Raw genomic sequence first — 18,068 nt, 5'->3', positions numbered from 1 at the left:
CACGGCACAAACAGCAAAAAGGGACTCAGAACCTGGTTCTGAATCCCTCGGTCTTGCTGGATTAGTCTGTGCCGCGAGGTGCTAATTCCTCTGTATCAGGAACTTTACCTTTAGCTGACGCGGGCCTTACGCACGCCTTCGGAGAGAGCCGAGCACAGGCTCAGCACGCCGTCGATGGCCTGGTCGGGTGTGGTCGCGTTGGCGATGTGATCGATCAATGCCGAACCCACCACCACACCGTCGGCCAAACGCGCGATGGACGCCGCCTGCTCCGGCGTACGGATGCCGAAACCGATGCTGATCGGCAGATCGGTATGACGACGCAGACGGGTCAGCGCCTCTTCAACGTGTTCCAGCGTTGCGGCGCCAGCACCGGTCACACCGGCGACCGACACGTAGTAAACGAAACCGGAACTGCCGTTGAGCACCTTCGGCAGACGCGCGTCGTCAGTGGTCGGCGTGGTCAGGCGGATGAAGTCCAGACCCGCAGCCTGCGCCGGGTCGCACAGCTCGGCGTTATGCTCAGGCGGCATGTCGACCACGATCAGACCATCGACGCCGGCCTCTTTCGCATCGGCGATGAAGCGCTCAACGCCATACATATGGATCGGGTTGAAGTAGCCCATCAGCACCAGCGGCGTATCGCTGTTGCCTTCACGGAACTCGCGAACCATTTGCAGGGTTTTCGCCAGGTTCTGTTTGGCGCCCAAGGCACGGATGTTCGCCAGTTGAATCGCCGGGCCGTCGGCCATCGGGTCGGTGAACGGCATGCCCAACTCGATCACGTCGGCGCCGGCGCCCGGCAAGCCTTTGAGGATCGCCAGCGAGGTGTCGTAGTCCGGATCGCCGGCGGTGACGAAGGTCACCAGCGCGGCGCGGTTCTGTTCTTTGAGATCGGCAAAACGGGTTTGCAGGCGGCTCATCAGTGTTTCTCCTGCTTCGACTGTTCCATATGGTGCATGACGGTCTGCATGTCTTTGTCGCCACGGCCCGACAGGTTGACCACCATCAGGTGATCCTTCGGTAGCTTCGGTGCACGTTTGAACACTTCAGCCAGGGCGTGGGCGCTTTCCAGGGCAGGAATGATCCCCTCCAGGCGGCAGCATTTGTGGAACGCATCCAGCGCTTCGTCGTCAGTCACCGAGGTGTATTGAACGCGGCCGATGTCATGCAACCAGGCGTGCTCCGGACCGATGCCCGGATAGTCGAGGCCAGCGGAAATCGAGTGGGCGTCGATGATCTGGCCGTCGTCGTCCTGCAGCAGGAAGGTACGGTTGCCGTGCAGCACACCCGGAACACCGCCATTCAAGCTCGCCGCATGCTTGCCGGTTTCAATGCCGTAACCGGCGGCTTCAACACCGATGATTTCAACGCTCTTGTCGTCGAGGAACGGGTGGAACAGGCCCATGGCGTTTGAACCGCCGCCGATGCACGCCACCAGGCTGTCCGGCAGGCGACCTTCCTGAGCCTGCAACTGATCGCGGGTTTCCTTGCCGATCACGGCCTGGAAGTCGCGAACCATCGCTGGGTATGGATGTGGGCCGGCCACGGTGCCGATCAGGTAAAAGGTGTTGTCGACGTTGGTCACCCAGTCACGCAGGGCTTCATTCATCGCATCTTTCAGGGTGCCGGTGCCAGCCACCACCGGGATCACTTCAGCGCCCAGCAACTTCATGCGGAACACGTTGGCCTGCTGACGTTCGATGTCAGTGGTGCCCATGTAGATCACGCAATCCAGACCGAAACGTGCGGCGACGGTGGCAGTGGCCACGCCGTGCATGCCGGCGCCGGTCTCCGCGATGATGCGTTTCTTGCCCATGCGCCGTGCCAGCAGGATCTGGCCGATGCAGTTGTTAATCTTGTGCGCGCCGGTGTGGTTCAGCTCTTCGCGCTTGAGATAAATCTTTGCGCCGCCGCAGAACTCGGTCAGGCGTTCAGCGAAATACAGCGGACTCGGACGGCCGACGTAATCACGCTGGAAGTAGGCCAATTCTTCTTTGAACGCCGGATCTTCCTTGGCCGCTTCGTATTCGCGGGCCAGATCGAGGATCAACGGCATCAGGGTTTCCGCCACGTAGCGGCCACCGAACGAGCCGAACAGGCCGTTGGCGTCAGGGCCGTTACGCAGATCAGAGGTGTTCGAAGTCTGGGTCATGAGTCGCTCCAGGTGAATTCGGGTCAAAAGACAATGACGACCACTCTACCCCTGACCTTCTACGCTGAAAACCGATAAGATCGCCACAACCTGTCAGGAAAACTCACAGATACCATGAGCCACGACCTTCCCCCGCTGAACGCCTTGCGTGCGTTCGAAGCCACCGCCCGGCTGAACAGCGTCAGTCAGGCTGCCGAACAGCTGCACGTCACCCATGGCGCGGTCAGTCGTCAGCTCAAGGTGTTGGAAGAACACCTTGGCGTCAGTCTGTTCGTCAAAGATGGGCGCGGCTTGAAACTCACAGATGCCGGCATGCGGTTACGCGATGCAAGTGGCGAGGCGTTTGACCGCTTGCGCAGTGTTTGCGCCGAGCTGACGCAGAGCACCGCCGATGCACCGTTCGTCTTGGGTTGCTCTGGAAGTCTGTTAGCGCGCTGGTTTATTCCGCGTTTGGGGCGATTGAATGCCGATCTGCCGGATTTGCGGCTGCACCTGTCGGCGGGCGAAGGCGATCTCGATCCACGACGCCCGGGGCTGGATGCTTTGCTGCTGTTCGCCGAACCACCGTGGCCGGCGGACATGCAAGTCTATGAACTGGCCGCAGAACGTATCGGCCCGGTGATAAGTCCGCTGTTCAGCGGCTATCAACGTCTGCAAACCGCGCCAGCCTCGGCACTGCTAAACGAACCGTTGCTGCACACCACTTCGCGCCCGCAAGCCTGGCCGAGTTGGGCGCAGCAGAACGCACTCGACGCAAAAGCATTGAAGCTGGGGCAAGGTTTCGAGCATTTGTATTATTTGCTGGAGGCAGCAGTTGCTGGGCTTGGCGTGGCCATCGCGCCGGAGCCGCTAGTGACGGAAGATTTGAAGGCCGGTCGCCTGGTTGCGCCATGGGGCTTTTGTGAAACCCCGGCGCAACTGGCGTTGTGGCTACCCAAGCGCGCCGCAGACGGGCGCGCTCGGCAACTGGCGCAGTGGCTCAAGAACGAACTGCGCCAGACGGATCACTCGCCGCGCTTGAACAGCAAGTAAGCCGCCAGCAGACCGATCGCACCGACGGCCACACCGGCCGTCGTCCATGGATGTTCCTGGGCGTAATCACGGGTGGCGATCCCGGTTTCGCGGGTTTTCACTTTGACTTCTTCATAGGCATCGCTGAGCAGATGGCGCGAGTGCTTCAGCGCACTTTCGGCATTGCTTTTCAGCGCCTTGAGGGTCTTGCGCGACTCGTCCGAAGCGTCGTCTTTCAAGCTTTCCAACGATTTGAGCAGACTCTCGATCTCGGCTTCCATGCTTTGCAACGAGGCTTTACGTAAAGAGGTGTTGGCCATGGTGGCTCTCCTGCATTGGTGATGAGTGGCGTGTGTTGGTTGGGACTTCAGCGGTTTGAGAAAGTGCAGAAAATCTGAACTTCGCCTGCGCGATGCCGCCGAAATCAACAGCGCAGATTCACTGCTAGTCTCAATTCCACACGCCAAGGAGATCGCCATGAGTGACCATCACACGTACAAGAAAGTCGAGCTGGTCGGTTCGTCCGCCAGCAGCATCGAAGACGCCATCAACAACGCGCTGGCCGAAGCCAACAAGAGCATCAAGCATCTTGAGTGGTTTGAAGTGGTCGACACCCGTGGCCACATCAAGGACGGCAAGGCGGCGCACTTTCAGGTGACGCTGAAAGTCGGCTTCCGCATTGCCAGCAGCTGAGTTTGGTCTAGTCTTCTGAACTTGCGCGCTGGCCGAGTGCCATAGGAATGGCAAAGCGCTACAGGGTGAGTGCATCGGGTCAACGCTCGATGCCCGCCTCTTTTAATCCGACCAGGGAGTGCGACCGATGAAGAAGTTCATGTTGGCAGTAGGTTTGTTGAGCCTTGCGGGTGGTGCGTTTGCTGCCGGCAAGCCATGTGAAGAGCTGAAAAGCGAGATTGCGGCGAAGCTGGATGCCAAGGGCGTTTCCGGGTATTCGCTGGAGATTGTCGATAAGGGCGCAGCGGCTGGCGGCGACGTCGTCGGTACCTGCGAAGGTGGCACCAAGGAAATCGTCTACAAGCGCGGTTGAGTGCGCCTGAAATGCAAAAGCCGACGTGAAGGCGTCGGCTTTTTTGTGTTCAGGATTTGGGATTTTTAGTGGATTTGAAATCGAACCCCCTCACCCCAGCCCTCTCCCCCAAAGGGGGCGAGGGGGAAAGGGAGCAGATCGGGGGGCTGTTCAAAACCTGAGTTCGACTCGATTTTTCAGGTCGATGTCGAGCGCGAGAACACCTCAATCAGTCCCCTCTCCCTCCGGGAGAGGGTTAGGGTGAGGGGCTTTTCAGCCCTTCATCACCTGCGCCAACAACTCGTACGAATGCACGCGATCGGCGTGTTCGTAGAGATCACTGGTAAAAATCAGCTCATCCGCCTGGGTCTGCTCAACCAGCACCTCCAGCTTCGCGCGAATCTTCTGCGGGCTACCAACCATCGCCAGACCGAGGAAATCACCCACCGCCTCACGCTCATGGGGCAACCACAAGCCATCCATGGTTTTCACCGGCGGACGCTGCACCAGGCTCTGCCCACGCATCAACGCGAGAATGCGCTGGTACACCGAAGTCGCCAGGTAATCGGCTTGCTCATCAGTATCGGCGGCCACCAGCGGCACGCCGAGCATCACGTACGGCTTGTCGAGCACCGCCGAGGGTTTGAAGTGATTGCGATAAACGCGAATCGCCTCGTGCATGAAACGCGGGGCGAAGTGCGAGGCGAAGGCGTAAGGCAAGCCGCGCTCACCGGCCAGTTGCGCACTGAACAGGCTGGAACCGAGCAGCCAGATCGGCACATTGGTGCCGGTGCCCGGCATCGCGATCACGCGCTGATCCGGCGTGCGCGGGCCGAGGTAGCGCACCAGTTCGGCGACGTCTTCGGGGAAATCATCAGCGCTGCCGGAGCGTTCACGGCGCAACGCCCGAGCAGTCATTTGATCGGAGCCGGGCGCGCGGCCCAGGCCGAGATCGATCCGTCCCGGATAGAGACTTTCGAGGGTGCCGAACTGCTCGGCGATCACCAGCGGCGCATGGTTGGGCAGCATCACGCCGCCGGAGCCAACGCGGATGGTCGACGTTCCGCCCGCCAGATAACCCAGCAGCACCGACGTTGCCGAACTGGCAATGCCGTCCATGTTGTGGTGTTCGGCCACCCAGAACCGCGTGTAGCCAAATTTCTCGACGTGCTGCGCCAAATCCAGCGAGTTGCGCAGCGATTGCGCCGGGCTGCCGTTCTCGCGCACCGGCACCAGATCGAGGGTGGAAAATTTTACGTCGGACAGTTGCTTCATAAACCTGCGTCTCCGAGTGAGGAGGCAGGTTCTTCTTGCAAACGAAAACCTGCCGAATCCATAAGCGTGTTTTGTGCAATGAGGGCATATACCCGAGTTTCAATAGCAGTGATGAAATTTCCTACTAAAAAAGTCAACGATTCAGCCGGGCTGAACTTTGCTGCGGCGTCTATCCTCAGAGCCTTGCAAGCAAAAACCACGACGACGCGGCGTTTCCGCGTCAGATCTTGAGGAGGCAGACATGGCTATCGTGAAGAAAGCATCCGCACATTGGGCAGGCGATCTGAAAACCGGCATCGGCTCGATCTCCACTGAAACCGGTGTCCTCAGAGAAGCGCCCTACGGTTTCAAGGCGCGCTTTGAGGGCGGCAAAGGTACCAACCCGGAGGAGCTGATCGGCGCGGCGCATGCCGGCTGCTTCTCCATGGCGTTTTCGATGATTCTGGGCGATGCGGGCCTGAAGGCCGACAGCATTGATACCCAGGCTGAAGTGACTCTCGATCAGGTGGATGGCGGGTTCGCGATCACCGCGGTGAAGCTGATCCTCAAGGCGAAAATCCCTGGGGCGACGCAGGCGCAGTTTGAAGAGCTGAGCAACAAGGCCAAGGAAGGGTGCCCGGTCTCGAAAGTGCTGAATGCGAAGATTACGCTTGAGGCTTCGCTGGTCAGTTGATTCGACTCTGACTGGTCTGTCGCTATCGCGAGCAGGCTCACTCCTACAGTTGATCTCCAGCGAACACAATTATTGTGGGCGTCGAAGATCCCCTGTAGGAGTGAGCCTGCTCGCGATAGCCATCTGCAGATCACCCAAGGTTTGAAACCTTCAGCACAAGTTGTGAGCGAAGTCAGAACCCTCGCTGTAAAAGTATGGTCGAATAAATGACAGCAGCTTCAGCGCACGCCCGTGCGCGCTGCCTCAGGGAGCTTCACTCATGAAACGTATTGGCTTGGCGATTCTCTGCAGTGCACTGGCCACTTCTGTCATTGCGGCACCCAAAGACTGTGAAGAACTGAAAAAAGAAATCGAAGTAAAGATTCAGGCCAAAGCCGTGCCCTCCTACACGCTGGAAATCGTCAGCAAGAAAGAGGCTGCAAAACACGATATCGCCATGGTTGTCGGCACTTGCGATTATGGCCGCAAGAAAATCATCTATCAGAAGAACGACAGCTGAGTCACCTCAGATAATGCAGTTGTAGTCGTAATCCTCGGCGACGATTTCACGCTTGGCGTTATACAGCCGGGCGCTCGGTGTGAACCCCAGCGAACGCCCTTCCAGCACATAACGCTGCCCGGCCTCGAAATGGTCGTAGCGGATGTACAGGTAGCACAGCCGCTCTACGGGGCCAGTCATCAGGGCGCCACCACCGCCAAACACTTCGAAATCAAACCGCACGCGCAATTCGTGGCTGCCCGGGGTGACCTGAAAGTAGCGCCCGTCATTCAGTCGCTGTTTGTCGAGGCGCTCGGCCATCAGCACTTTACCGCCGGGTGTCGGCGTCGAAAAATCGACCCAGGCCATCTGCGGATCGACCGGGGGCAATGGCGTCTGACAACCGGCCACAAGAGTAGCAACGAGCAACAACAGCAACTGGCGCATGACGAATATCCACTGATCTGAATACTCAGCATAGCGCCGTTCAGGTGCGCTGACAGCCTGCCGGCGTGCCCTGGCCTACCACTTTGCGCTGCTCGTCATAGAGCTTGGCCCAAGGCCGGAAACCAATACTGCCGGCCTGCAACTGATAACGCTGGCCGGCGTTGAAGTCCTTGAATTTCACGCTCAACTGGCAATCGCGCCACAGCGGCTCAGCGTCAGGACCGATGTTGGTCGCCTCGACCGGGAATTGATAACGCACCTTCAACTCATGGCTGCCGGGCTGTACTTCGAAGTAGCGTTTGTCGGCAGTCGCTTGGGTATCGACCTGCAGCGCTTGCAGCGCCGTGTCCTGCTGCCGGGCATCAAGATCGATCCAGGCTTGCGAAGGGTCAGGATCGGGCATTCCGAATCCGGCACAACCGGCCAGCGTCAGCAGGCCTCCTGACAGCATCAACATGCGCATAGCGGTGCTCCTTAAGGCGGGATAGTCTTGCGGGCAGACTCTCCGGGGGATTTCTTATTTTGAGCAGGCCGTTTCCAAGCCTTGGGTTACTTGATCGCGTTTTTCGGATTTTGTTTCCGGGTGTGATGTTTTTGTTGCTCAACGGTTGCGCCAGCGTCAGCTATTACACGCAGTTGGCCAGCGGCCAACTGCAATTGCTGCGGGCGCGCGAGCCTGTGGAAAAGGTGATCAACGATCCGAGCCGCGACGCCACTCTGCGCACCCACTTGGCGCAGTCGCAAAAGGCCCGTACCTTTGCCAGCGAGCATCTGCATTTGCCGGATAACCAGAGCTATCGCCTGTACGCCGACATCCATCGCCCGTACGTGGTGTGGAATGTGTTCGCCACTCAAGAGTTCTCCCTGACACCGCAGAACCATTGCTTCCCGATTGCCGGCTGCGTGGCCTATCGCGGTTATTACAGCCAGAGCGCGGCGCGCGGTGAAGCGGCGATCCAGCGATTGCAGGGCATGGACGTATCGATTGGCGGCGTCGAGGCCTATTCGACGCTCGGCTGGTTCAATGACCCGATTCTTAATTCGATGATGGGCTGGGGCGACGAGCGCCTGGCCACGCTGATCTTTCATGAGCTGGCGCATCAGCGCTTTTATGTGAAAGACGACACCGAATTCAACGAATCCTTCGCCACGTTTGTCGAGCAGGAAGGCACGCGGCAGTGGCGAGCATTTCGCGGGTTGCCGGTGGATACCGATTCGCGGCTCAAACAACGCGATCAGTTTATTGAGTTGGTGCTCGAAACCCGCTCACGGCTGGAGAAGTTGTATGCGCAGCCATTACCGGCGGAGCAGATGCGCGAACGCAAAGCGGCAGAGTTCGAACGGTTTCGCCGGGATTATCGGCTGATGAAAGACAGCCAGTGGGCCGGGGACAAGCGTTATGACGCTTGGGTGAATGCGCCGTTGAACAATGCGCGGTTGTTGCCGTTTGGGCTGTATGACCAGTGGGTGCCGGCGTTTTCGGCGGTGTTCAGTCAGGTCGGGGGAGATTGGCTGAGATTTTATGCTGAGGTAGAGCGGTTGGGTGGGTTACCGGTGACTGAGCGTAAAGCGGCACTGAAAGCATTGGCAGATGATGAGATATCAGTGGCTGATCTGGCCTCATCGCTGGCAAGCCAGCTCCCACAGGGACAGCGGTGAGCCTGAGCACATCGCTCACCTGTGGGAGCTGGCTTGCCAGCGAAGGCGTACTGATCAGCGCTGCAGAAACGCCTGATGCAACTCGTCCAGCGTTTCAAAGTGATAAGCCGGCGCCTCGGCACTCAACTCTTCAAAACTGCCAAACCCATACCCCACTGCCGCCGCATCCAGCCCATTGCTGCGCGCCCCGATCAGATCATGTTTACGGTCACCGATCATCAACGTATTCGCCGGGTCCAGCCCTTCTTCCTTGATCAGATGCGCAATCAACTCAACCTTGTTGGTCCGTGTGCCATCCAGCTCACTGCCGTAAATCACCTTGAAGTGCCGGGCAAAATCAAAATGCCGGGCAATCTCGCGGGCAAATTCCCACGGCTTCGAGGTGGCGATATACAGCTGCCGGCCTTGGCCACTGAGGGTTTCCAGCAACGGCGTGACGCCATCGAACACACGGTTCTCGTACAGGCCCGTCACTTTGAAGCGCTCGCGATAGAAATTCACCGCCTGCCATGCCTTGGCCTCATCGAATCCGTAAAACTGCATGAACGCCTGCAATAACGGCGGGCCGATGAAGTGTTCCAGCTTGGTCAAGTCCGGCTCATCGATGCCGAGCTTGGCGAGGGCGAACTGGATGGAACGGGTGATGCCCTCACGCGGGTCGGTCAGGGTGCCATCGAGGTCGAACAGTACGGTCTGGTAATGCATGAGAAATCCTGAGCAGTTGTAAGGCAATTCAGAGCTGGTCGTAACCTTCGGCAAGATGCAGGTCCTTGAGCTTCACGTAGTTCGCCGCGCTGTAAGTGAAGAAGGCTTTTTCCTTGTCGGTGAGTTCTCGCACCTGTTTCACCGGGCTACCCACATAGAGGAAGCCGCTTTGCAGACGCTTGCCCGGTGGCACCAGGCTGCCAGCGCCAATGATCACATCGTCCTCGACCACCGCGCCGTCCATGACAATGCTGCCCATGCCGATCAACACGCGGCTGCCAACACTGCAGCCATGCAGCATGACTTTGTGGGCGATGGTGACGTCATCGCCGATCAGCAGCGGGAAGCCGTCGGGATTGAACGGGCCGGCGTGGGTGATGTGCAGCACGCAACCGTCCTGGACGCTGGTGCGCGCACCTATACGAATGCGGTGCATGTCGCCACGGATCACGGTCAGCGGCCAGACAGAGCTGTCTTCACCGATTTCGACGTCGCCGATGACCACCGCCGAGCCGTCGACAAACGCGCCTTTGCAAAGGCTTGGGGTGTGATTCTGGTACTTGCGAACGGACACGATAATTTCTCTCTCTGTCGCCGATAGCTGCGGTGAATGTCGATTGTAATTAAGATGGGGCAATGTTTCCCCAGCCAAGGTGCCAACCGTGAGCGTGAACAACCCTCTGCTGCAGTCCTACGACCTGCCACCGTTCTCCACGATCCGTGCCGAACACGTCCTGCCCGCCATCGAAACGATCCTGGCCGACAACCGCGCCGCCATTGCCGAAATCCTCAAGACTCAGGTTCAGCACCCGACTTGGTCCGGCCTGGTACTGGCGATGGACGAACTTAATGATCGCCTCGGTGCTGCCTGGAGCCCGGTCAGCCACCTCAACGCCGTGTGCAACAGCGCCGAACTGCGCGAAGCCTACGAGTCGTGCCTGCCAGCCCTGAGCGCCTACTCCACCGAGATGGGCCAGAACCGCGAGCTGTTCCAGGCTTATGAAGCGCTGGCCAACAGTCCGGAAGCCGCCGGTTTCGACGTGGCGCAAAAGACTATTCTGGAACACGCCCTACGTGATTTCCGTCTGTCGGGTATCGACCTTCCGGAAGCCGAGCAGAAACGCTACGCCGAAGTGCAGAGCAAACTGTCCGAGCTGGGCAGCCGTTTCTCCAATCAACTGCTCGACGCCACTCAGGCGTGGACCAAGCACGTCACCGACGAAGCCGCCCTCGCCGGCCTGACCGATTCGGCCAAGGCGCAAATGGCTGCTGCCGCACAAGCCAAAGGCCTCGACGGCTGGCTGATCACCCTGGAATTCCCGAGCTACTACGCGGTGATGACCTACGCGCAAGACCGCGCCCTGCGTGAAGAAGTCTACGCCGCCTACTGCACCCGCGCCTCGGATCAAGGCCCGAACGCCGGTCAGCACGACAACGGCCCGGTGATGGAAGAGATCCTCGACCTGCGCCAGGAGCTAGCCAAACTCTTGGGCTTCGCCAGTTTCTCCGAGCTGAGCCTGGCCACCAAAATGGCTGAATCCAGCGATCAGGTGCTGAGCTTCCTGCGCGATCTGGCCAAGCGCAGCAAGCCGTTCGCTGCGCAGGATCTGCAACAGCTGCGCGCCTACGCCGCCGAACAGGGCTGCACCGACCTGCAAAGCTGGGACAGCGGCTTCTACGGTGAAAAGCTGCGTGAACAACGTTACAGCGTTGCTCAGGAAACGCTGCGCGCCTACTTCCCGATCGACAAAGTGCTAAGCGGCCTGTTCGCCATCGTTCAGCGTCTATACGGCATCGAAATCGCTGAACAGAAAGGTTTCGACACCTGGCATCCGGACGTGCGCCTGTTCGAAATCAAGGAAAACGGCCAGCACGTCGGCCGCTTCTTCTTCGACCTCTATGCCCGCGCCAACAAGCGTGGCGGTGCGTGGATGGACGGCGCCCGCGACCGTCGCCGCACGGTTGATGGCGTACTGCAAAGCCCGGTGGCCAACTTGGTGTGCAACTTCACCCCGGCCGACAGCGGCAAGCCTGCGCTGCTGACCCACGATGAAGTGACCACGCTGTTCCACGAATTCGGCCATGGCCTGCATCACCTGCTGACCCGCGTGGATCACGCTGGTGTTTCCGGGATCAACGGCGTGGCGTGGGATGCGGTCGAGCTGCCGAGCCAATTCATGGAAAACTGGTGCTGGGAACCGGAAGGCCTCGCACTGATTTCCGGTCACTACGAAAGCGGCGAGCCGCTGCCCCAGGACCTGCTGGAAAAAATGCTCGCGGCGAAGAATTTCCAGTCGGGCCTGATGATGGTCCGCCAACTCGAGTTCTCGCTGTTCGACTTCGAACTGCATGCCACCCACGGCGACGGCCGTAGCGTGCTGCAAGTGCTCGAAGGCGTGCGTGACGAGGTATCGGTGATGCGTCCGCCGGCCTACAACCGCTTCCCGAACAGCTTCGCGCACATCTTCGCCGGTGGCTACGCGGCGGGTTATTACAGCTACAAGTGGGCTGAAGTACTGTCGGCGGATGCCTTCTCCAAGTTTGAAGAGGACGGCGTGCTCAACGCTGAAACCGGCCGGGCTTTCCGCGAAGCGATTCTGGCGCGCGGCGGTTCGCAGGCACCGATGGTGCTGTTCGTCGACTTCCGTGGCCGTGAGCCATCGATTGACGCACTCTTGCGCCACAGCGGCCTGAGTGAGGACGCGGCAGCATGAGTGAGGCACCTGTGATTACCAAGAAACGCTTTATCGCCGGGGCGGTCTGCCCGGCGTGCAGCGAGCCGGACAAGTTGATGATGTGGAACGAAGACAGCGTGCCGCACCGTGAGTGTGTGGCCTGCGGTTACTCGGACACGCTCAACGAGCAAGGGCTGTCGGTACCGAAAGAGCTGGGCACGCGGGTCAACACCAGCGCGCTGAACAAACCTGCGCCGGACAAGACCGTGCAGGCGGTGCAGTTTTTTCCCAACCCGAAACTGAAAAAGAAACCTGACCAGCCCAATTGAGCTGTGGCTACTTCGCACCGAATCAACGGTGCGAGGTGGTATCTATGTAATGCCTTGCCCTTGCGCTTTCTCCGTAGGCTGATTTTTTCAGCCTACGGTCAAGGAAGACGCGATGCCCCCTACCAATCCCCTGCTACAACGCTGGCAACTGCCGGCCTGGTCCGACGTAAAGGCCGAGCACCTGGCACCCGCCATCAATGCCATCGTGGCCGATAACCAGCGGATCATCGCCGAAGTGATCGCCACCCAGACCGACCACCCCAACTGGGATGATCTGGTGATAGCCGTCGCCGAAGCCGACGCACGGCTCGCTGAAACCATGGTTCTCATCGACGTGCTCTCGACGGTCAAAAGTGCTGATGTCGACTGGGTAGAGCAGAGCGCCCTGTGCAGTATTACTGCGGCACGCTATCGGGTGCAGAAGTCTGCCAACCTGGAGCTCTATCACACCTATCAACGTCTGCAGCAGAGTTCGATCGCCGACAGCTTCGATGACTTTCGCAAAGCGTCGTTAGCCAAGACCCTGCGCTCTTTTCGTCTGTCGGGCATCGAATTGCCCGCCGAACAGCGCCAGCGGTTAACCTCGATAAACCTCGACATCGAGCTTCAGGAGCAATTGTTCCAAATCAATCTGGAGCGCAGCAATGCCGCCTGGAGCAAGCAGATTGACCAATCGGCGACGCTCGACGGCCTGTCAGCCGCGTTCAAGGATCGGCTGGCGCTCAATGCGCGTCGAACGGGAAAAAGCGGCTGGTTGCTGACGCTGGATCGCAACACTTACGAATACATCATGAAAAATGCGCGAGACCGGAGTTTGCGCGAAGAGTATTTCCGCGCTTATTGCACCCGGGCCTCGGATCAAGGACCGCATGCTCTTCAGTTCGACAACGGTCCGGTTTTGCAAAAGTTACTCGGGTTACGCCATGAAAAAGCCAGGTTGCTGGGTTTCGAGAGCTTCGCCCAACTGCGGCTTGCAAATCACATGGCCACCTCACCCACTCAGGTCGAACATTTTTTAAAGCAACAGATCGAGCAAAATCGTGCCGCACTGGATCAGGACATGCAGGCGCTGCAAGCATTCGCCGCAACGCAGGGCGTCGCAGAACTGCAGGCCTGGGATTTCGAGTTTTTTGCTGAGCAATTACGCCAGCTACGCTCGGCGAGCACACTGAAAGGACTTCGCGAGTATTTCCCGCTAGATGAAACGCTACGCCGGTTCTGCCAGTTCAATGAATACCTGTTCGGTATCAAATTGGCCGAGCAACAAGACCTAAGCAATTGGCACGAGGAGGTGCGGCTGTTTGAAGTCAGCGAATACGATCAGGTGATGGGGTACATCTACTTTGATCCGTTTCATCGTGAGGACGGCCCCGACTTTGCCTTGACCAATACCGTGCGCAACCGACGAATCAATGCCGAGGGCCGGCCGGCCCTGCCGATTGCCATCCTTCACTGCAACTTCCCGCCCGCGACCAGCGAGTATCCCTGCCTGCTTTCACACAAGAACCTGCGCGTGCTATTCCACGAGTTCGGGCATTGCCTGCAACAGGTGCTGACCCGCTCGCCCCACCACAACCTGTCGGGGATCTCGCAACTGGCGCGCGATACAGGTGAGTTCGCCGGGCAACTGTTCGAGCAATTGAGCCTTTCAGAGGAACTGCTTCAGTGGCTGTCAGCACATTACAAAACCCGCGCGCCGCTAAGCCGCACACGGCTAACGTCAGCACTGGCCGCGATCGCGACGCACACCAGTCGCGATACCGCCACGCTGCTGCTTGAGTCTTTACTCGATCTTGAATTGCACCGTAGCGAGGAAAATGGCCGAAACGCGCAATCGTGCTTCGAAGCGGTGCTGCAAAAAATTCCGCAGCTGCAATTACCCGCCTATTGCCGCTTTGCCAACAGTTTCGATTATCTGGTGACCGGTTACGAAGCCTCGGTCTACGCCTACAAGTGGTCAGGCGTATTGGCCAGCAAAGCGTTCAAGCGCTTTGGGCGTGATGGGATATTCAATACGCAAACCGGCCGGGAACTGCGTGAAGCGTTCTTCTCCGGTGATTCGACTTCGCTGCTCAGCGCGCTGGAGACCTTTATGGGTCAGCCGGTGGCTGCTGATCTGGCAGCGCAACCGGACTGACGCGCCGATCACTCAATGTGGGCGGACTTGAACCAGCTTTTCATTGAACAGGTGGCGAAAGCACTGGTACTGCAATCGCCATTGACCAACGCCGTGCGCAATTTTTCGACATCCACCTGCGTCATGTAACGCACACCATCCTTGAAATGAATACTGTCGCCAAAACCGCCTTGGGTCATCTCGCTCAAGGCATCCTCTTTGCTCCACCCCTGAATCACCACTCGATACATCGCCGCCATCAGTCCGGTGCGGTCGGAACCGTGCTTGCAATGCATCAGCACCGGGCCATTGGCTTCGGCAGCCTGAATAGCCCGCAGGGTCTTGAGTACATCGGCGTCGTCAACGTGATTGGTGCGATAGGGAAGTTGCACCTGATGAATGTCGGGGTCAGACAACCAGTCGTCCGCTTCTGGCAGAAAGTTGATCACCGTGGCGACCTTGAGACTTTTCAGCAGCGGCACCGCGCCGTCATCCGGCAAGGCGCTGCGATAGAGCAATGGCGACAGCTGGAACAGGTTGTATTGCACTTCGACCGGTTGCGCCCACTCAGTCGGACGAACCGTCGATGCCGTCGCCGCCTGGGCCGGTATCCAGGGCAACAGTGCTAAAAAAGCTATACACAAAGCAGGAAAAAAACGCACTCGGAACATGCTGGTTTTACCGTGTCGGGATTCATCGATGAGGGGGAAACGCAGCTTCGGCGTTGCGCGGTCAAAGCCCTGTGAGGCGCCTGTCAAAGAAACGTGAATCCGCATGCTTTCCAGCACTGCCGTAAAGAAAACCGGTGTTTTTTCCGCTGAATCGGTTTATCCGGAAGCTTAGCCTGCTACCATTTGTCACATCATGTTGCAGACGCATCCCCTTTTTCCGGGTCAGACCGGATCCGTCGCGACGAAAAATCCTCAAGCCGCTCGCAGAAGCGGCTGTCCTCTAATGCCTGATGAGGTGCACCCCAATGTCTGATGAAGATCGAGACAACCCGCGGCGTGAGTTTTTGCGCAAATCCCTGACCCTGATCCCGGTTGTCACCCTGGCCGGCACCGGTCTGGGCAGCAGCGTCCTGCAAGCAGCGCCTGAAGCGGCGCCGGCTGCGCCCGCGCCGCAACCGGTTCACGCTGATGCCAGCGTCTACCAACCGAGTTATTTCACCGCCGAAGAGTGGGCGTTCATCAATGCCGCCGTTGCTCAACTGATCCCCAACGATACTCAAGGACCGGGCGCGCTCGAAGCCGGTGTGCCGGAATACATCGACCGCCAGATGAACACGCCGTACGCCGCCGGTGCGCTTTGGTACATGCAAGGCCCGTTCAATGCCGACGCCGCTCCGGAAATGGGTTGGCAGAGCAAACTGGTGCCCAAAGAGATCTATCGACTCGGCATCGCCGCCACGGATCAGTGGGCAAAATCCCTCAACGGTAAAGTATTTGCTGAGCAAGACAGCGCTACCCGAGACGATTTGCTCAAGCAACTCGAAGCTGGCAAGCCGCAATTCGATGCGGTTCCGGCAAAGATTTTCTTCAATCTGCTGCTGCAAAACACCAAGGAAGGGTTCTTCTGCGACCCGATCCACGGTGGCAACAAAGGCATGGTCGGCTGGACCATGATCGGCTTCCCCGGCGCCCGCGCCGATTTCATGGATTGGGTGGAACGTAACGAGCAATACCCCTTCCCGGCAGTTTCGATTCGCGGCGAGAGGGCGTAAGCATGGCAACGGTAATGAAGAAGGTTGACGCAGTGATCGTGGGTTTCGGCTGGACCGGCGCGATCATGGCCAAGGAACTGACCGAAGCGGGTCTCAACGTGCTGGCGCTGGAGCGCGGGCCGATGCAGGACACCTACCCGGAGGGCAACTATCCGCAGGTGATCGACGAACTCACCTACAGCGTGCGCAAAAAACTCTTTCAGGACATCTCCAAAGAGACCGTCACCATTCGTCATAGCGTCAACGACATCGCCCTGCCGAACCGCCAGTTGGGCGCGTTCCTGCCAGGCAATGGTGTTGGCGGCGCCGGACTGCACTGGTCGGGCGTGCACTTCCGGGTCGATCCGATCGAGTTGCGCATGCGCAGCCACTACGAAGAGCGCTACGGCAAAAGCTTTATCCCCAAGGACATGACCATCCAGGACTTCGGCGTCAGCTATGAAGAGCTGGAGCCGTTCTTCGATTTCGCCGAAAAAGTCTTCGGCACCTCGGGCCAGGCCTGGACGGTGAAAGGCCAATTGGTCGGTCAGGGCAAGGGCGGCAACCCGTACGCGCCGGATCGCTCCAATCCGTTCCCGCTGGAAGCGCAGAAAAACACAGTCTCCGCACAGCTGTTCGGCAAAGCAGCGACTGAAGTCGGTTACAAGCCCTACAACTTGCCTTCGGCAAACACCTCGGGGCCTTACACCAACCCTTACGGCGCACAGATGGGCCCGTGCAACTTCTGCGGTTTCTGTAGCGGTTACGTGTGCTACATGTACTCCAAGGCGTCGCCGAACGTGAACATTCTGCCGGCGCTCAAGCCGCTGCCGAATTTCGAGCTGCGGCCTAACTCGCATGTGTTGCGGGTCAATCTCGACAGCAGCAAATCCAAAGCCACCGGCGTGACCTACATCGACGGTCAGGGTCGCGAGATCGAGCAACCGGCGGATCTGGTGATTCTCGGCGCGTTCCAGTTGCACAACGTGCGTCTGATGCTGCTGTCCGGCATCGGCAAGCCATACGACCCGATCAGCGGCGAAGGCGTGGTCGGGCGTAACTTTGCCTACCAGAACATGGCGACCATCAAGGCGTTCTTTGACAAGGACACCCACACCAACAACTTCATTGGCGCCGGCGGTAACGGCGTGGCGCTGGATGACTTCAACGCCGATAACTTCGACCACGGCCCGCACGGCTTCGTCGGCGGCTCGCCGATGTGGGTCAACCAGGCCGGCAGCCGGCCGATTGCCGGCACTTCGAACCCGCCGGGCACACCTGCGTGGGGCAGTGCCTGGAAACGCGCGACCGCCGATTACTACACCCACCAGGTGTCGATGGACGCCCACGGCGCGCATCAGTCCTACCGTGGCAACTACCTCGATCTCGATCCGGTGTACCGCGATGCCTACGGTCTGCCGCTGCTGCGGATGACCTTCGACTGGCAGGAAAACGACATCAAGATGAACCGCTTCATGGTCGAGAAAATGGGCAAGGTCGCCGAAGCGATGGGCCCGAAAGCCATTGCGGTGATCGGCAAGAAAGTCGGCGACCACTTCAACACCGCGTCTTACCAGACCACGCACCTCAACGGTGGCGCGATCATGGGTACCGATCCGAAGAAGAGCGCGTTGAACCGCTACCTGCAGAGCTGGGACGTGCACAACGTCTTCGTTCCGGGCGCCTCGGCGTTCCCGCAGGGCCTGGGTTACAACCCGACCGGGCTGGTTGCCGCACTGACCTACTGGTCGGCGAAGGCGATCCGCGAGCAGTACCTGAAAAACCCCGGCCCGCTGGTTCAGGCTTAAGGAGCGATGAC

Annotated in this window: 20 protein-coding genes; 11 read left to right on the top strand and 9 right to left on the bottom strand. The window is 59.1% G+C overall.

The window, feature by feature from the left end; genetic code table 11:
• Positions 1 to 110: 110 nt before the first annotated feature.
• Complete coding sequence (gene trpA, locus CKW14_RS07980; protein WP_095049513.1) at positions 111 to 923, bottom strand: tryptophan synthase subunit alpha; 813 nt, start codon at positions 921 to 923, stop codon at positions 111 to 113.
• A complete protein-coding gene (trpB, locus tag CKW14_RS07975) occupies positions 923 to 2,155 on the bottom strand; it encodes a tryptophan synthase subunit beta (RefSeq protein ID WP_095049514.1) in 1,233 nt (410 codons plus the stop codon). The genes trpA and trpB overlap by 1 nt, the downstream gene beginning before the upstream one ends.
• Positions 2,156 to 2,269: 114 nt before the next feature.
• Here trpB and CKW14_RS07970 point away from each other — a divergent pair, with 114 nt between their 5' ends.
• Positions 2,270 to 3,187 carry a LysR family transcriptional regulator gene (locus tag CKW14_RS07970; RefSeq protein ID WP_095049515.1) on the top strand — a complete coding sequence of 306 codons (918 nt, stop codon included), beginning with the start codon at positions 2,270 to 2,272 and terminating at the stop codon, positions 3,185 to 3,187.
• Here the strand turns inward: CKW14_RS07970 and CKW14_RS07965 are convergent.
• The gene (locus tag CKW14_RS07965; protein WP_007911686.1) at positions 3,160 to 3,486 is read right to left on the bottom strand and encodes a YqjD family protein; all 327 of its coding nucleotides are present in this window, start codon (positions 3,484 to 3,486) and stop codon (positions 3,160 to 3,162) included. The genes CKW14_RS07970 and CKW14_RS07965 overlap by 28 nt on opposite strands.
• Positions 3,487 to 3,643: 157 nt before the next feature.
• Between CKW14_RS07965 and CKW14_RS07960 the strand changes: the two genes are divergently transcribed.
• Together CKW14_RS07960 and CKW14_RS07955 are read left to right on the top strand one after the other, a co-directional pair.
• Positions 3,644 to 3,859, top strand: a complete 216-nt coding sequence (locus CKW14_RS07960; RefSeq protein WP_007911688.1) for a dodecin — start codon at positions 3,644 to 3,646, stop codon at positions 3,857 to 3,859.
• 127 nt (positions 3,860 to 3,986) lie between these two features.
• A complete protein-coding gene (locus CKW14_RS07955; RefSeq protein ID WP_007911690.1) occupies positions 3,987 to 4,211 on the top strand; it encodes a DUF1161 domain-containing protein in 225 nt (74 codons plus the stop codon).
• A gap of 252 nt (positions 4,212 to 4,463) precedes the next feature.
• Here the strand turns inward: CKW14_RS07955 and CKW14_RS07950 are convergent, their stop codons facing one another.
• On the bottom strand, positions 4,464 to 5,465 hold the full coding sequence (locus CKW14_RS07950; protein ID WP_034152274.1) for an LLM class flavin-dependent oxidoreductase: 1,002 nt from the start codon (positions 5,463 to 5,465) through the stop codon (positions 4,464 to 4,466).
• Between the two features lie 241 nt (positions 5,466 to 5,706).
• Between CKW14_RS07950 and CKW14_RS07945 the strand changes: the two genes are divergently transcribed.
• Both CKW14_RS07945 and CKW14_RS07940 read left to right on the top strand, forming a co-directional pair.
• On the top strand, positions 5,707 to 6,138 hold the full coding sequence (locus CKW14_RS07945) for an OsmC family protein (RefSeq protein ID WP_034152273.1): 432 nt from the start codon (positions 5,707 to 5,709) through the stop codon (positions 6,136 to 6,138).
• A 259-nt stretch (positions 6,139 to 6,397) separates the two neighbouring features.
• Positions 6,398 to 6,637, top strand: a complete 240-nt coding sequence (locus CKW14_RS07940; protein WP_093429479.1) for a DUF1161 domain-containing protein — start codon at positions 6,398 to 6,400, stop codon at positions 6,635 to 6,637.
• Between the two features lie 6 nt (positions 6,638 to 6,643).
• On the opposite strand, the gene CKW14_RS07935 is transcribed toward CKW14_RS07940, so the two are convergent.
• Positions 6,644 to 7,063, bottom strand: coding sequence for a hypothetical protein (locus tag CKW14_RS07935; protein ID WP_095049516.1), 420 nt, complete (start codon positions 7,061 to 7,063; stop codon positions 6,644 to 6,646).
• 40 nt (positions 7,064 to 7,103) lie between these two features.
• On the bottom strand, positions 7,104 to 7,526 hold the full coding sequence (locus CKW14_RS07930; RefSeq protein ID WP_034152270.1) for a hypothetical protein: 423 nt from the start codon (positions 7,524 to 7,526) through the stop codon (positions 7,104 to 7,106).
• A gap of 59 nt (positions 7,527 to 7,585) precedes the next feature.
• Here CKW14_RS07930 and CKW14_RS07925 point away from each other — a divergent pair, with 59 nt between their 5' ends.
• Positions 7,586 to 8,722, top strand: a complete 1,137-nt coding sequence (locus CKW14_RS07925; protein WP_095125106.1) for an aminopeptidase — start codon at positions 7,586 to 7,588, stop codon at positions 8,720 to 8,722.
• Positions 8,723 to 8,776: 54 nt separating this feature from the next.
• On the opposite strand, the gene CKW14_RS07920 is transcribed toward CKW14_RS07925, so the two are convergent.
• Both CKW14_RS07920 and CKW14_RS07915 read right to left on the bottom strand, forming a co-directional pair.
• On the bottom strand, positions 8,777 to 9,427 hold the full coding sequence (locus tag CKW14_RS07920; protein WP_095125105.1) for an HAD family hydrolase: 651 nt from the start codon (positions 9,425 to 9,427) through the stop codon (positions 8,777 to 8,779).
• A 28-nt stretch (positions 9,428 to 9,455) separates the two neighbouring features.
• Positions 9,456 to 10,001 (bottom strand): gamma carbonic anhydrase family protein, encoded by a 546-nt coding sequence (locus CKW14_RS07915; RefSeq protein ID WP_095125104.1) that lies wholly within the window; start codon positions 9,999 to 10,001, stop codon positions 9,456 to 9,458.
• Positions 10,002 to 10,089: 88 nt separating this feature from the next.
• On the opposite strand from CKW14_RS07915, the gene prlC reads away from it, so the two are divergent.
• The 3 genes from prlC to CKW14_RS07900 all read left to right on the top strand — a co-directional run bounded on the left by prlC (position 10,090) and on the right by CKW14_RS07900 (position 14,568).
• A complete protein-coding gene (prlC, locus tag CKW14_RS07910) occupies positions 10,090 to 12,141 on the top strand; it encodes an oligopeptidase A (RefSeq protein ID WP_095125103.1) in 2,052 nt (683 codons plus the stop codon).
• Positions 12,138 to 12,431, top strand: coding sequence for a YheV family putative zinc ribbon protein (locus tag CKW14_RS07905; protein ID WP_095049521.1), 294 nt, complete (start codon positions 12,138 to 12,140; stop codon positions 12,429 to 12,431). Before prlC ends, CKW14_RS07905 begins: the two co-directional genes overlap by 4 nt.
• A gap of 112 nt (positions 12,432 to 12,543) precedes the next feature.
• Entirely contained in the window at positions 12,544 to 14,568 is a 2,025-nt protein-coding gene (locus tag CKW14_RS07900; RefSeq protein WP_095125102.1) for a M3 family metallopeptidase, read from the top strand.
• An 8-nt stretch (positions 14,569 to 14,576) separates the two neighbouring features.
• Here CKW14_RS07900 and CKW14_RS07895 read toward each other — a convergent pair whose 3' ends face one another.
• The gene (locus CKW14_RS07895) at positions 14,577 to 15,218 is read right to left on the bottom strand and encodes a tyrosine-protein phosphatase (protein WP_095125114.1); all 642 of its coding nucleotides are present in this window, start codon (positions 15,216 to 15,218) and stop codon (positions 14,577 to 14,579) included.
• 305 nt (positions 15,219 to 15,523) lie between these two features.
• Here CKW14_RS07895 and CKW14_RS07890 point away from each other — a divergent pair, with 305 nt between their 5' ends.
• Complete coding sequence (locus CKW14_RS07890; RefSeq protein ID WP_095049524.1) at positions 15,524 to 16,270, top strand: gluconate 2-dehydrogenase subunit 3 family protein; 747 nt, start codon at positions 15,524 to 15,526, stop codon at positions 16,268 to 16,270.
• A 2-nt stretch (positions 16,271 to 16,272) separates the two neighbouring features.
• The gene (locus tag CKW14_RS07885) at positions 16,273 to 18,057 is read left to right on the top strand and encodes a GMC family oxidoreductase (RefSeq protein WP_095125101.1); all 1,785 of its coding nucleotides are present in this window, start codon (positions 16,273 to 16,275) and stop codon (positions 18,055 to 18,057) included.
• Positions 18,058 to 18,068: the final 11 nt, after the last annotated feature.

Origin of the sequence: Pseudomonas sp. Irchel s3a12 (genome assembly GCF_900187485.1) — a bacterium.
GTDB lineage: Bacteria > Pseudomonadota > Gammaproteobacteria > Pseudomonadales > Pseudomonadaceae > Aquipseudomonas > Aquipseudomonas neuropathica.
This window is presented reverse-complemented; position numbering and strand designations above follow the sequence as displayed.

What these genes read in the sequence shown, in the direction of transcription:
- trpA (WP_095049513.1), bottom strand. Translation starts at nt 923, where the DNA reads ATGAGCCGCCTGCAAACCCGTTTTGCCGATCTCAAAGAACAGAACCGC.
- trpB (WP_095049514.1), bottom strand. Translation starts at nt 2,155, where the DNA reads ATGACCCAGACTTCGAACACCTCTGATCTGCGTAACGGCCCTGACGCC.
- CKW14_RS07970 (WP_095049515.1), top strand. Translation starts at nt 2,270, where the DNA reads ATGAGCCACGACCTTCCCCCGCTGAACGCCTTGCGTGCGTTCGAAGCC.
- CKW14_RS07965 (WP_007911686.1), bottom strand. Translation starts at nt 3,486, where the DNA reads ATGGCCAACACCTCTTTACGTAAAGCCTCGTTGCAAAGCATGGAAGCC.
- CKW14_RS07960 (WP_007911688.1), top strand. Translation starts at nt 3,644, where the DNA reads ATGAGTGACCATCACACGTACAAGAAAGTCGAGCTGGTCGGTTCGTCC.
- CKW14_RS07955 (WP_007911690.1), top strand. Translation starts at nt 3,987, where the DNA reads ATGAAGAAGTTCATGTTGGCAGTAGGTTTGTTGAGCCTTGCGGGTGGT.
- CKW14_RS07950 (WP_034152274.1), bottom strand. Translation starts at nt 5,465, where the DNA reads ATGAAGCAACTGTCCGACGTAAAATTTTCCACCCTCGATCTGGTGCCG.
- CKW14_RS07945 (WP_034152273.1), top strand. Translation starts at nt 5,707, where the DNA reads ATGGCTATCGTGAAGAAAGCATCCGCACATTGGGCAGGCGATCTGAAA.
- CKW14_RS07940 (WP_093429479.1), top strand. Translation starts at nt 6,398, where the DNA reads ATGAAACGTATTGGCTTGGCGATTCTCTGCAGTGCACTGGCCACTTCT.
- CKW14_RS07935 (WP_095049516.1), bottom strand. Translation starts at nt 7,063, where the DNA reads ATGCGCCAGTTGCTGTTGTTGCTCGTTGCTACTCTTGTGGCCGGTTGT.
- CKW14_RS07930 (WP_034152270.1), bottom strand. Translation starts at nt 7,526, where the DNA reads ATGCGCATGTTGATGCTGTCAGGAGGCCTGCTGACGCTGGCCGGTTGT.
- CKW14_RS07920 (WP_095125105.1), bottom strand. Translation starts at nt 9,427, where the DNA reads ATGCATTACCAGACCGTACTGTTCGACCTCGATGGCACCCTGACCGAC.
- CKW14_RS07905 (WP_095049521.1), top strand. Translation starts at nt 12,138, where the DNA reads ATGAGTGAGGCACCTGTGATTACCAAGAAACGCTTTATCGCCGGGGCG.
- CKW14_RS07900 (WP_095125102.1), top strand. Translation starts at nt 12,544, where the DNA reads ATGCCCCCTACCAATCCCCTGCTACAACGCTGGCAACTGCCGGCCTGG.
- CKW14_RS07895 (WP_095125114.1), bottom strand. Translation starts at nt 15,218, where the DNA reads ATGTTCCGAGTGCGTTTTTTTCCTGCTTTGTGTATAGCTTTTTTAGCA.
- CKW14_RS07890 (WP_095049524.1), top strand. Translation starts at nt 15,524, where the DNA reads ATGTCTGATGAAGATCGAGACAACCCGCGGCGTGAGTTTTTGCGCAAA.
- CKW14_RS07885 (WP_095125101.1), top strand. Translation starts at nt 16,273, where the DNA reads ATGGCAACGGTAATGAAGAAGGTTGACGCAGTGATCGTGGGTTTCGGC.